We start from the raw sequence: 13,714 nt of genomic DNA, 5'->3' as shown, positions 1-13,714 counted from the left end.
ATTTTTAATACTGTTCTCTACGTTTAATTATAATTTCTATACAAAGAAAAGTATTAAAAAATTAAATTCATAATATTTTGCTTTTTTTATTAGAAATAAAACAACAAATCAAATACATAATTAACAATTCTACACGCAAATTATCTTTTTGTTAACACATCAAACAAACGATTGCTTTGTCCGGAAACGATACCAATAAAAAAAACCAGCGCCTCCAAACGATGGATTTAAAATAAAAAAGCCAAGCTGGTTTTCACTAGCCTGACTTTTTCTCTAACATATAATGTTTAATTAGAGTACGCCGTGTAACGAACCTCCTTTTGCAGCGAGCTGATCAACCCTCCGTTCTATGGATTCATCTTTTATCAAAGCGGGCGCATGATGAGGCTTCGTCCGTGCATCGATAATCAGCGGTCCGCGACAGCCCCAATGTTTGAATGTTGTAAAGCTATCCACGCCATATATGTCGTAGGCCGGATTACTACGCGTAAAGGTAACCCACACAAAATTGTTCACAGTATCCGCAGCAAAGGCAGCATCATCTACCAAAACGATCATTTGTACACCTTCAAACAGAAGGCCTTCACAAGCTTTGCTCCAAACATCGATAAGGCCTATTTCCTCTTCATAGGTCGTGAAAGCCTTGCCATCCAATACCAAAATACCCGGCAACGCCAACTTCGCCTGATTAAAAGGCCTTGGTAGATCTAAGCCTGCAGGGAGCTCTCTTGCTAACGTCCTCTTCTTACGCCCTACCGCAGCAAATGTCACTTTCGATCCCGCATTCAGCCCATCGCCAGAATAGTCCAAGGTGTCAATCGTGGTATTGGTTTGAAAATGAACATCCCTCGCAAAATCGATACGTTCAAGCATATGTGTCATAAACTGTTCGATATCATGAATGTCTAACGCAGGATTATCGGCATGTGCCGATATAAAAAGATATTTTGCCAAACTCAACTGATTGGTTCCTAAAATCTGATTGGCGATGGTCAACAGCTCTTGCGGTCGCTCCACTTCCTGATAGGGCGTATAGCGCTCGCTACCTATAGCAAACAAAAGCGGATGCACGCCAGCAGGATCTACAGCATGCACAGCATGCAGACCCGCGATCTGCTGCGGAATAGCATTTCCGGTGATCTCATGAATCAAAGCTCCAAAACTCGTATCTTCTTGTGGCGGCCGCCCCACGACTGTAAAGGACCAGATCGGATTTTTACGGTGATACACACGGTGCACTTTCATCAATGGGAACGGATGGGTCAAACTATAGTAGCCGATATGATCCCCGAATGGGCCTTCCGGTTTATTCTCTTGAGGATAAACCGTACCGGTAATAACAAAATCGGCATCCGACGATACACAGAATCCTTCGTCATCATAAAAATAACGAAACCTACGGTTACCCAATGCGCCAGCAAATATCATCTCTGATAACCCCTCGGGCAGTGGCATAACGGCCGACAATGGGTGTGAAGGTGGTCCTCCGACAAAGACACTTACTTTCAGCGGCCTTCCCAATGCATTGGCCTTGGTTTGGTGCACACCAATTCCTCTATGCAATTGGTAATGCAACCCTATTTCTGCATTAGGTATATAATCATTCCCCGATAGCTGTATGCGATACATACCTAGATTGGCCTGCATAATACCTGGTCGTTCTACATCTTCCGAATACACCTGTGGCATCGTCACGAATGCCCCACCATCCATCGGCCAGTTAACGATCTGTGGCAACTCCGAGATCTGAGTTTGTCCATAAAGGATTGGTGCTCCCGCTTTTTTGCGCCAAGGAAGCGCCCCCAAGGCCACCATCGATGAGCCGACATAATCTAACGGCTTTTTCAGCACCGACATTGGATTCATCTTCACATCCACCAGCTTTTTGACATGATCCAGTGTATCGCGAAACATAAATTTTGACCGGTCGAGTGTACCGAACAGATTGGACACTGCCGGAAACTTCGATCCCTTTACATTTTCAAACAGTAAAGCCGGTCCTTCCACATCAAACACCCGCATATGTATGGCAGCCATCTCCAAATAAGGATCGACCTCTTCCTTGATACGAATTAAATGCCCGTGCTTCTCCAAATCGGCCACACATTCTGCCAAACTTCTATACCCCATATTCTGCTATTTTTGTGTACACAAAAATAGCAGAATAGTTGGTTTTAATGAAATAGCTAAAGGCGCTGTTCCCATTAAATTAAACCGTCAGTTCAATCCGATTTCCTTCCGGATCCTCGATTACGCTTTCGTAATAACCATCTCCCGTTGTTCTTGCTTCGGAGAGCACAACCCAACCGTCGGCACGTAATCTTTCCGTCAGCGTATCTACAGCGTATTTGCTGCCCAGCGCAAAAGCACAATGTGTAAATCCAAAAGGCTCACTTCGGTCTACGGCAAGTCGCTTGACATCTGGACGATGCATAAGTTCAATACGCGCACCTTCCATTTCCGATCGCAGGAAATACGATGAAAACAAGGTCTTTTTATTATGATACTTCGTGCCGCTAGTTAAACCAAAGTAGGTTTCATAAAAGCTACGCATACGTTCCAAATCTTGCACATACAGTGCGATATGTTCTATTTTTATCATCTCTACACATTTTTTACAGTCCGTTACGAAAATCCGTTTGTGGCTGTTCAGATACCTGAAGATCATGCACCTCTCCATCAAAGCCTTCACCTAGGGGCGATTGTACACCGTATCCCACATACAGCTCACCCTGTGGCACGAATCCCAGTGTACGCACAAAGCGCCACCGCTCACCATCCAAGCTATAATGTAGACCCCACAGGTTGCCGACGCGTGATATGCGCAAATAAGCAGTTTCTCCTAGCAGCAACTCACCATTGGCATCATCCGACCAAGGGTTACTGAATACAGAAACGATAGAATTACTCCCGTCTGCGTTACGCTCAAGAGCCAACTTTAACCACTGTGAGTTGCTTGTTCTAGCCATCAAAAAGACAGCGTCATATGTGGATCTCGCCTCGACAACAACTCGTGCTGACAATGAAAAATCACCGTCTAGTGTGCGGTAGTAAAAACTCGCGTTATCCAAAGGCGTCCCTTCGAACTTATTAAAAAAATCCACGTTGGCATTTGACCTTAGATAGATCGACTGGTTTTGCACACGCTGCACACAAGGATTAATGACGCTCCACGCGGCTGCGCTTTCTTTAGTTTCCATATTTTTTTTGCAATAAAGTAAACAGATCAACGCATTGTTGTATCTGCATACAAAGCTAGAGGGAAGCAAACCAAGGAAATTGTATATTTTAAACAGCTTTAAAAAAATAATCTTCACAAGAATCGGAAGTTGTATTGCAATAGTCGTTCAGCACACATTAGCTGTTGATAAGTGGAAGGTGTAATATCGGAGAAGGCTTTAAATTCACGAATAAAATGTGCTTGATCGAAATATCCTGCCGCATGGCCGATGAGGCTCAAGCTATGTTCACTATCCAGCAAATCACAAAGAGCGCGCCTAAATTTCACCAACCTTTCGAACTTCTTGGGTGAAACACCCAGCACACGTCTAAACACACGATTTAGCGCCGTGTAGTATAAACCTTGTTGCTGGCAAAAACGTTGGATGTCCGGCGGGTCTTCGTCCCACCGTACCTGCCTGTAGAATAATTGTAAGGGAGCCACTCTCCTGTAAAGTTCTTGGACGTAATACTTTGCGAGAAAAACATCTAGTTCCTCTGCAACTTTTCGATCTGATATCGGCATTCCATCCATAAAGCCAACAACAAGATCTTTAAACCTTGCTAGCGCATCGATGGTTTCTTGTGCGGTCCCACCAAAAAATGGATACGCACCATAGGGATAAAAGCGCACACCAAGCTGCCGAGTATGGGGCAGGTAACATTTTCGCACATGCTGCAACGGCAATCCCTCCCAAAAAGGATCATCCATATTCAATGCAGGCCGTGTTTCCTCGGCCTCAAACCATGATATCCTAAGATTTATATAAGGCTCCGGTGGATGATAGACGATTGTTTCTTGGTCATCGTTTTCCAAAAACCAAAAACGCTCAACCAAATCTGGAAAGCGAACAGATCTGAACGTCGTTATCTTGAGCATATCGTGCTATTTATCCAGTTGCAAAATATCGCTTATTTTCGAAAATTCAAATGGCATATGGGCTCTCCAACTGTTGTCCGTGCGGTTATCCGACTGAATAATACGACTAAGTTCAGCATAATCATTGGTACTGATATCCAGTTTATGTTGATATACAAACTTTACAAACCATTTCGGAACGTTAACAATTTTCTGGCCACCTTTAATTAACTTCAGTTCTTTGTATAAGTTAAATACGCGCATAAAAGAGAGCGACTCTCCTCCTCCTATCTCCAGAATCTTATAATGAAAGGCCGGCACATCCAAGATCGCCTTCAACCAACGGATAAAGTCATGTGCCCCCAAAGGCTGAAAACAACGACTAGCATATTGCTTGGAGTAAAATATAAACTTTCTATTGGCAATATTCTTAAAAACCCGATCCACTAGAGCGTCACGACCAATCACGCTATTCTTAAGCACTACAGTGTAATCCATACGCAGTTCATCCAGCAGATCCAACACTGACTGAATACAAACTTTATCCATCAGCCGTGCGACATAGACTAAACGCGTGCAATGTTTCTTTTTTAAGATATGGATAAAATTGCGGAGGCAAAGCAATTCCAACTTTAGGTTGACAATATCATTCAAGGTCGGTACCTGGGTGAAGTAAAATGCAGCTTGCACAGCGGGAATTGGCAAATCAACATCTACATCTCCTTTGATCAGATCCACCTCTAACAAGGTAGCACGCACAGGTTCAAACACACGTTTTTCGAATAACTTAAGATTTCGTGTGATGGCAAAAACGTTCATCTTGTCATCGGCCATCAAGCTGATACTCCGTCGTCCCACATAATTGTTTAACCCACTAATTAATATATCCATAAGCTCGCTTCACAAAAAACCAGTTATTAATTTCAATAACAAAACAGCAGAGTTTCGTTTATGTTCGCCAAAAATAAAATTTGTTACAAATTATAGAAAAAGAGCCCATTCACCTTGCTTGCGCAATTTGTCTATCCTTTGTAAAAAGAGCCTACATATTTATACCCAATCTAAACAAAACAGATTCTTTAAGCTATATTTGCGTTATTTACAAACAGCCCAGCAAACGATTTTCTTGTATGACGAAAAAGGTGATTTTAGTATGGTTTCGAAATGATCTACGCATTCATGACAATGAGATATTGTTTGAGGCTGTAGAAAGAGGCGATATCGTCATCCCCGTCTACTTTTTCGACCCACGATATTTCGAGAGCAACCACTCTGGCTTTCGTAACACCGGCGTGTTGCGCGCCAATTTTCTGTTAGAAACCGTAGCTTGCTTGAAAGAGCGGCTGAAAGAACTCGGTGCGGATCTGTTGGTTTTTCACGGCCAACCCGAAGATCTTATCGCCACTTTGTGCGCCAAGTACGACGTTACGGAGGTATACCACCATCGAGAAGTAGCGCACCGGGAAACCAAGATCTCCGAGCGTGTGGAGGCAGTCTTATGGAAGGAGAAAATAAATCTTAAACATTTTATCGGCCACACCCTTTACCATAAAGAAGATTTACCCATTCCCATCAAGGATATTCCAGACTCCTTTAGCGCATTCAAGAAGAAAGTGGAGAAAGAGAGCTTTGTGCGCCCCGTATTACCTGCTATCGCTGCTATCACGACCCACCCACACCTCGAGGAAACAAAAATCCCTACGCTTGCAGCACTAGGATTTTCTCTAGACGACCTTCCGCAACAAACCGAAGCTGGATTGCGCGGCGGCGAAGAGCAAGCATTACAAATGATGGAAATAACGCTGACACCTCAGTACGATGAGGTGGACGACTACAACCTGATTTCACCTTATATCGCCCATGGCGCTGTATCGCCAGCCTTCTATTACCATAAGATAAAAGCCGCCGCAACAACAGGAAACAAGAAAAAGTACGAAAGATTAATCATGCGACTACTGTGGCGCGACTACTTTCGGTTCATGCTAAAAAAACATCCCAATATTTTTTTTCAAAACCATCAGCCTGCTGTTGAACTGACGACATCTATTGAAAAAATGCAGCAGCTCCTATCGCGAGAAACTGGAGAACCCGTTATTGATACACTTTTGCAGCAACTGCGCCAAGAAGGCAACCTACCTTATGAACACCGCGAGGTACTTGCCGCTTACCTGCTTCAAGAAGTAGGCATCAACCACCTTTTAGGCGCTCGTTTTTTTGAAGAGTATATGATCGATTATGCTCCAGCAACAACCTACGGCCATTGGCTCCATCTGGCTGGTTTTGGAACAAGCAGCAAAGACAACCTGAAGATGGATTGGCATGAAATCAGTAAAAAGCAATATACCCTTCGAGCAGAAGTAAAATAAAGGCCTTTATAAATATTGGCATAGCTGAATAAGAGCATATTCGGAAAAATGTCACAAAACTCCGAAATCTTAAATTTTATCCATTTTTCAGGCTTTTTTTTGTGCATTTTAGTCCTGCCAAGTATTTAATATTTGCTAACTTTGAGCAAAATTTTTATACGTAAGATTTCCTCATGGACAAATTAACATATTTGAGTAACGCAGATTCAGGTTATATTGACTCGTTATATCAAGCATACAAGGAAGACCCTAACGCAGTAGATGTAAGTTGGCAGAAATTTTTCGAAGGATTCGAATTTGGCCAAACAGCAGAGGGAGGCAGCGCCCCTGCAGAAACCCCAGAGCAAGCGATCAAAGAGATCAATGTGCTTAATATGATCAACGGTTACCGTGATCGCGGACACCTTTTCACGGAGACAAACCCTGTTCGTGAGCGCCGTAAATATTTCCCTGGAAAAGAACTCGAAACATTTGGCCTCTCAGAAGCTGACCTCGACACTGTATTTAACGCAGGTGTAGAAGTAGGCTTAGGCCAAGCTAAACTAAGAGATATCCGCCAGTTGATCGAAGATACCTACTGCCGTTCCATTGGTGCGGAATTCCGTTATATTCGCCACCCTGAGAAAATCAAGTTCCTACAAGACAAAATGGAGGCCGACCGCAATACGCCTCAATTTTCCCTTGACGGCAAAAAACGTATCCTTAAAAAGTTAAATGAAGCAGTTATCTTCGAGAGTTTTCTCGGCACCAAGTTCTTGGGACAAAAGAGATTTTCTTTGGAAGGCGCAGAATCTTTAATTCCAGCGCTGGACTCGGTTATCCAAAAAGGTTCTTCTTTGGGTATTGAAGAATTTGTAATTGGTATGGCACACCGCGGTCGTTTAAACGTATTGACGAACGTTATGGGCAAATCGTACAAAACCATCTTTTCAGAATTTGAAGGTAAGATGTACGAAGCCGATCCAGAAATCCAATTTGGTGGCGACGTAAAGTACCACTTGGGCTTCTCTTCCGATATCACGAGTCAAGACGGCAAGAATATCCACTTAAGCTTAGCGCCCAATCCATCACACTTGGAAACGGTAGACGGCGTTGCTGAAGGAATGGTTCGTTCTAAAATCGATTTAAAATACGAAGGTGATTCTTCAAAAATTGCGCCGATCCTTATTCATGGAGATGCAGCTGTTGCAGCACAAGGAATCGTGTATGAGACCATCCAAATGTCTAAATTAGATGGTTATAAAACTGGTGGTACCATCCATATTGTGATTAACAACCAAGTTGGATTTACAACGAACTATAAAGATGCACGTTCATCTACCTACTGTACCGACATTGCAAAGGTAACTCTTTCACCTGTATTCCATGTTAATGGTGATGATGTTGAAGCATTGGTTTACGCGATCAATCTAGCGGTAGAGTACCGTCAAAAATATAAAACAGATGTTTTCATCGATCTATTGGGTTACAGACGTTACGGACACAACGAAGCGGATGAGCCTAAATTTACACAACCATCGTTGTACAAACTGATCGAGAAGCATCCCAATACACTGGCTATCTATGTGAAAAAACTGGTAGATCAGGGAAGCATCGATATCGATTTTGCAAAGTTATTAGAAAAAGACTTCCGCGCTGTATTGCAAGAGCGTTTGGATGAAGCTAAAAAGGTAGAACAAATTAGTGAAGAGCGTCCGATGTTTGCGGGTGCTTGGAAAGGCTTACGTCCTGCTAGAGCTGCTGACATAGGTACATCAGCTGAAACTAAAGTTTCTAAAGATCTTTTTGTTAAGTTGGCAAAGGAAATGAACAGCTTGCCGAAAGACAAAAAATTCTTCCGTAAGATCACCAAGGTATTCGAAGATCGTTTAAAAATGATCGATTCAGACAAATACGATTGGGCGATGGGCGAACTAATGGCCTACGCGACCTTGTTGAACGAAGACTATGGCATCCGTATTTCGGGACAAGATGTGCAGCGCGGTACATTCTCGCATCGTCATGCTGTGGTGACGCTGGAAGATTCCGACGAGACCTATACCCCATTAGCAAAAGTTAAAGGTGGCGAGAAATTCAACATATACAACTCGCTTCTTTCTGAATATGCTGTACTGGCCTTTGAGTATGGTTATGCTTCTGTAAATCCAAACACCTTGACTATCTGGGAAGCTCAATTCGGAGACTTTGCCAACGGCGCACAGATTGTCTTTGACCAATATATCTCTTCGGGTGAAACCAAATGGAAACGCTCCAATGGTTTGGTAATGTTGCTTCCACATGGCATGGAGGGACAGGGACCTGAACACTCGTCTTGTCGTATAGAGCGCTATTTGGAGCTTTGTGCAAACAACAACATGATTGTAGCAAATTGCACCACTCCAGCGAACTATTTCCATATGTTGCGTCGTCAGTTGCACCGAGAATTCCGCAAGCCGTTGATCGTTGCAACGCCGAAGAGCCTTCTACGTCATCCAAAAGCAGTATCGGCATTGACGGATTTTACCGAAAAAGGATTCCAAGAGATTATCGATGATGAGACAGTAACAGCGAAATCTGTTAAGCGCGTAGTTCTGTGTTCAGGAAAGATCTATTACGATTTATTAGAGAAACAAGAAGCTGATAAACGTAAAGATGTTGCTATCGTCCGTGTAGAGCAATTATATCCTATAGCACATACGCAAATTGAAGCGTTGCAAAAGAAATATGCAAAAGCAGAATTTGTATGGGTGCAAGAAGAGAACGAAAACATGGGTGCTTGGCCATACTATTGCCGCAAATTCCGTGGTAGCAGTTTGGATCTAAAATATATCGCTCGTCCTGAAAGTGGATCGCCAGCGACAGGATATATGAAGCAGCACGTAGCACAGCAAACAGAGATAATTAACAAAGCATTTGAAATATAAAACATATCAACGGCTTCCGATGTTGTTGGTATAACAGAAAACAAAAATATGAGCTTAGAAATTAAAGTACCTGCCGTAGGTGAGTCGATCACAGAGGTTACCTTGGCACAATGGCTAAAACAAGATGGCGATTACGTTGAAATGGACGAGAATATTGCCGAATTGGAATCCGACAAGGCGACGTTCGAGCTACCAGCAGAAAAGGCAGGTATACTACGTATCATTGCCCAAGAAGGTGACACTTTAGAAATTGGTGCAGTAGTATGTGCTATCGAAGATGGTGACGCTCCTGACGGCGGTACAGACAAGAAAGAAGAAGCTCCTGCTGAGAAAGCGGAAGCTGCGGCTGCAGCTCCAGCAAAAGATGATGCAGAAAACCCTGATTCGTACGCTGCAGGTACAGCTTCACCAGCGGCGGCAAAGATATTGAGAGAAAAAGGCATCGATGCTTCAACCATCAAAGGGACAGGCAAAGATGGACGCATCACGAAAGAAGATGCCGAAAAAGCACAAGCTAAACCGGCAGCTCCAAAAGCGGAAAGTAAACCCGCAGCAGCTGCTGCTCCTACTGCTGCTTCAGTCGCGGGATCACGCAACGAACGCCGCGAAAAGATGACCTCTTTGCGCAAGACAATTGCGAAACGCTTAGTCAGTGTAAAAAATGAAACAGCTATGTTAACCACGTTCAACGAGGTGAATATGCAGCCGATCATGGACCTACGCGCCAAGTACAAAGATACTTTCAAAGAGAAGCACGGTGTTGGCCTAGGCTTTATGTCGTTCTTTACAAAAGCCGTAACTACAGCCTTGAAAGAATGGCCTGCCGTGAATGCACGTATCGAAGAAAATGAGATTGTTTTCTCTGACTTTGCAGACGTGTCTATCGCTGTGTCAGCACCAAAAGGATTGGTTGTTCCGGTTATCCGCAATGCGGAGTCCATGAGCCTACATCAGATTGAAAAGGAAATCATCACGCTTGCTACAAAAGCACGTGATAATAAGTTAACTATTGATGAGATGACTGGCGGTACATTTACGATCACCAACGGTGGTGTATTTGGATCCATGATGTCAACCCCGATCATCAACGCACCACAATCGGCTATCTTAGGTATGCACAACATTGTACAACGTCCTATTGCAGAAAATGGTCAAGTCGTTATCCGTCCAATGATGTACATTGCATTATCATACGATCACCGTGTGATCGACGGTCGCGAATCGGTAAGTTTCCTTGTTCGTGTGAAACAATTATTGGAAGATCCTGCAAGATTATTGTTAGAAGTATAATCGAGCAACAAATAACCCAAAAAGGTCGTCTTAGCTATTCAGGACGACCTTTTTAATTTAAAGTCAGCGCCTATTCCTTCATGAGAGTACAACGATCATTTTTAGTATATTTTCTATTCAGCTATTGTTTCTTCGCTTTGCCAACGCAAGCCCAACAACGTGTTGGCTTTGACATCGACTTCTTTGGCTATGCGGATAATCGGGAGTACAAATCAATTTACACAGAAGACAAAACCATCTTCGGAACAATTATATCGCCCAAGCTTTCATTTGCCTTAGACAGCAATAACCGAATTGTAGGTGGTATGCACTACAATCAGAATTTTGGACGTCATGCGGAAAATGGCGATCGCTTGTTTCCTATCGCCTACTACAATTATAAAAGCAAAAATTTCGATTTTGCATTGGGGCACATGCCTCGATACGAGCGTTTGAAAGATGTGCCACGTATCGCCTTGGCCGATACATTTATGTATGATAGACCCAATATAGAGGGTATGTACCTTGCCTTCCAAAAGAATGCATGGAAACAGGCACTTTACATCGACTGGCTAAGCAAACAAAGTCCGAATCAACGGGAACGTTTTCTTGTCGGCCTGACAGGCAAATACACACTGGGTCGATTTTATGTCAAAGACGACGCCCTACTCTACCACAATGCTCTCAGCAGCAACGACACTATTGACCAGCATATACAAGACAACGGCATGGCGATGTTGCGTGTAGGCGTAGATTTAAGCCATAAAACATTTTTGGATTCCCTTAGCATTGAAGCGGGTGGCGTTATAGGCTTTGATCGGGTTCGAACAGAGTACGATCTGCGCGTAGCTCGCGGATTCATATCAAGCATATTTCTAGGCTACAGAAAGTTCTTTATCGAAAATACGCTTTACTTGGGCGACCCACAAAATCTTCCTAATGGCGATTCCTTCTACCATCGCGATAGCTACAACCGTTTGGATTTAGGTTGGGTGCCCTTTCGCAAAGGCAATCTAGAAGGTAAGTTTACGGCATCCTTTCACTTCGCGCCCGATCAAACGAGTAATCAACAAGCATTTACACTCCGATACCGATTTGGATCAAACATTTGGAAAAAAGGAAAATAAAGGCGTCGCAACGGCGACGCTTCGGGCCGGCGAAGAAACCACGGATACGTTTAGTAGCGCAAAAAGTCTCCAAAAACCTTTTGATAATAACCTTTGGCAACATGGAGTAGGCTATCCTGCTGGAGGCTGCGTTCTTTTGGAATATCCGTAAATCCAATATTGCGTTTTTGCATATCGTAACTGACCGTACCTTGATCATTGATGATACCAAAAGTACTGTTGGAATTGAAAAAGGCAACATGTGGCCTATCGATAGCGAATAAATTTCTAGAGTAAGGAAAACGTTGTGCATTGGCGCCCACAAATGCGGCCAAGGTTGCCGCCACATCCAATTGACTCACCACGGCGTCTACCTTGGTGCCCTGATATTGCTTTTTCAGCGCGCCGCCAAATACGAATAGCGGAACATGATAGCGCTCAGGTTTTTCCAAGCCATACTTTCCCAAGGGGTAGATATGTCCATGGTCCGACGTCACCACAACAATAGTATTTTCATACCAACCTTCTTTTTTTGCCTGCTCAATAAAGTTGAACAGCATCGAATCCGTATAGAAGCTGGTGCTTCTGTAGGCATTAGCCTTAGTATCGTTCCCAAATTGGTAACGCGGTTCCAAATGAAAAGGCTCATGGTTCACTAAGGTATAAAATACGCTGAAGAATGGTTTTCGATCAGCACTTAAATCGTGTAGCATGCGATGCGCAATAACATGATCGTACACTCCCCAAGAGTTTCGCTGCGTTCCTACCGGAAAATCATCGTTATCAACAACACGGTCTATGCCATGGGTAAACATGTAAGATTTAAAATTGTAGAACTCGCTTTGCCCACCATGATAAAAAGATGTCGCATAGCCTAAGGAATCAAAAAGTTGTCCTACAGCGGGCAATTTCTCGTGTTTGGGTATATATTTAATGATGCTTTCGGGACCTTGCGCCGGAAATCCGCTCATCACAGCAACCATACCTTTGTCTGATCGGTCGGCCGCGGCATAAGCTCGACGAAAACACACCCCCTCATCCATCAACGTTTTCATGTGCGGCGTAACATTTTTCTCGCCTCCCAAATCTTCGAAAACTTGCGCAACCATGCCCTCGAGCACAACCAAAATCACATTAGGCCTATCAGTCGTTAAGACGGCCGATGCAGCTCCCCGCTGCTGCCCCAAAGCCGCAGAAACAAGCTCCTCGGCCTCCTCCTGCTTCATAAATTGATAGGGGGATTTCTTGGTACTTTTCGTCAAGTCTTTAAGAAATGACCAATATGTGTTCACCGCAGCGTGATTCGCGGTATTGTCATCGGAAAAATATACGGAGCTTTGGTTCAATGTGGCCTTGCCATAGCCCCCACGGATCAACGTAAACAACAGCAAAGCTATCCCCAAAAAATAAAAACCAGTAAGCCGTTTGGGTAAACTTGCATACTTCGCGAACCGAACAACGACAAGGTGGTAATAGTAATGTGCGCACAGAAAAAAGATCGCAAGAACCAAAAATCCTTGTCCTATAGTTTCGAAGTCAATAGAGCTCGTCACACCGCCCACCGTATCGAACCCCAATACAATGGCGCGTTTACTTATTTTTTCTCCCCAAGCCTCATACAACGGAATATTACTGGCCGTCACAGCAGCAAAAAAGAAGGTTGGAATCATCACGTAAATCCGCAGCCAATACCGAGACAGCGCTTTCTTGACAAACAGCTGCTGCACAAAAAAGAATAAGGTCGGAATCAGCATCAGGTAGCAGGCCAACGATAGGTCTAACGGCACAGCGTAGAAAAAAGCATAAAACGCATCTTGCTTTTCGGCTATCCGGTCCCAAACGCTCCAAGTGAAAATAAGCCTATCCACAAAAGATAACATGATCCAATACGAGGACAGTGCTAAAAAGAACCGTAAAGTAAGGCGCCACGCTGGTCGCTGTTTCATACAAAAAAACAGTTAATATTATGTTTATATAAAATTAACCGCAAAA

10 protein-coding genes are annotated in these 13,714 nt (G+C 43.6%); 4 read left to right on the top strand and 6 right to left on the bottom strand.

Annotated features, from left to right (window positions below; genetic code table 11):
• Positions 1-291 precede the first annotated feature (291 nt).
• The 5 genes from SCB77_RS17445 to SCB77_RS17425 all read right to left on the bottom strand — a co-directional run bounded on the left by SCB77_RS17445 (position 292) and on the right by SCB77_RS17425 (position 4,969).
• Entirely contained in the window at positions 292-2,130 is a 1,839-nt protein-coding gene (locus SCB77_RS17445; RefSeq protein ID WP_320183274.1) for a UbiD family decarboxylase, read from the bottom strand.
• A 79-nt stretch (positions 2,131-2,209) separates the two neighbouring features.
• Positions 2,210-2,602, bottom strand: a complete 393-nt coding sequence (locus SCB77_RS17440; RefSeq protein ID WP_320183273.1) for a VOC family protein — start codon at positions 2,600-2,602, stop codon at positions 2,210-2,212.
• 13 nt (positions 2,603-2,615) lie between these two features.
• Positions 2,616-3,200, bottom strand: coding sequence for a DUF1349 domain-containing protein (locus tag SCB77_RS17435; protein ID WP_320183272.1), 585 nt, complete (start codon positions 3,198-3,200; stop codon positions 2,616-2,618).
• A gap of 113 nt (positions 3,201-3,313) precedes the next feature.
• Positions 3,314-4,099, bottom strand: coding sequence for an AraC family transcriptional regulator (locus SCB77_RS17430; protein ID WP_320183271.1), 786 nt, complete (start codon positions 4,097-4,099; stop codon positions 3,314-3,316).
• Between the two features lie 6 nt (positions 4,100-4,105).
• Entirely contained in the window at positions 4,106-4,969 is an 864-nt protein-coding gene (locus tag SCB77_RS17425; protein WP_320183270.1) for a Rossmann-fold NAD(P)-binding domain-containing protein, read from the bottom strand.
• 239 nt (positions 4,970-5,208) lie between these two features.
• Between SCB77_RS17425 and SCB77_RS17420 the strand changes: the two genes are divergently transcribed.
• From SCB77_RS17420 to SCB77_RS17405, 4 genes are all read left to right on the top strand, one after another.
• Positions 5,209-6,444 carry a deoxyribodipyrimidine photo-lyase gene (locus tag SCB77_RS17420; RefSeq protein ID WP_320183269.1) on the top strand — a complete coding sequence of 412 codons (1,236 nt, stop codon included), beginning with the start codon at positions 5,209-5,211 and terminating at the stop codon, positions 6,442-6,444.
• 173 nt (positions 6,445-6,617) lie between these two features.
• The gene (locus SCB77_RS17415; protein ID WP_320183268.1) at positions 6,618-9,347 is read left to right on the top strand and encodes a 2-oxoglutarate dehydrogenase E1 component; all 2,730 of its coding nucleotides are present in this window, start codon (positions 6,618-6,620) and stop codon (positions 9,345-9,347) included.
• Positions 9,348-9,395: 48 nt separating this feature from the next.
• Positions 9,396-10,637 (top strand): 2-oxoglutarate dehydrogenase complex dihydrolipoyllysine-residue succinyltransferase, encoded by a 1,242-nt coding sequence (gene odhB / locus SCB77_RS17410; RefSeq protein WP_320183267.1) that lies wholly within the window; start codon positions 9,396-9,398, stop codon positions 10,635-10,637.
• Between the two features lie 80 nt (positions 10,638-10,717).
• Positions 10,718-11,743 (top strand): hypothetical protein, encoded by a 1,026-nt coding sequence (locus SCB77_RS17405; RefSeq protein WP_320183266.1) that lies wholly within the window; start codon positions 10,718-10,720, stop codon positions 11,741-11,743.
• Positions 11,744-11,793: 50 nt separating this feature from the next.
• Here SCB77_RS17405 and SCB77_RS17400 read toward each other — a convergent pair whose 3' ends face one another.
• Positions 11,794-13,668 (bottom strand): LTA synthase family protein, encoded by a 1,875-nt coding sequence (locus tag SCB77_RS17400; protein WP_320183265.1) that lies wholly within the window; start codon positions 13,666-13,668, stop codon positions 11,794-11,796.
• Positions 13,669-13,714: the final 46 nt, after the last annotated feature.

Origin of the sequence: Sphingobacterium bambusae, from assembly GCF_033955345.1 — a bacterium.
In the GTDB taxonomy this organism is placed as follows: Bacteria; Bacteroidota; Bacteroidia; order Sphingobacteriales; family Sphingobacteriaceae; genus Sphingobacterium; species Sphingobacterium bambusae.
Note: the sequence above shows the minus strand (reverse complement) of the source record. Positions and strands in the feature narration are given on the sequence as shown.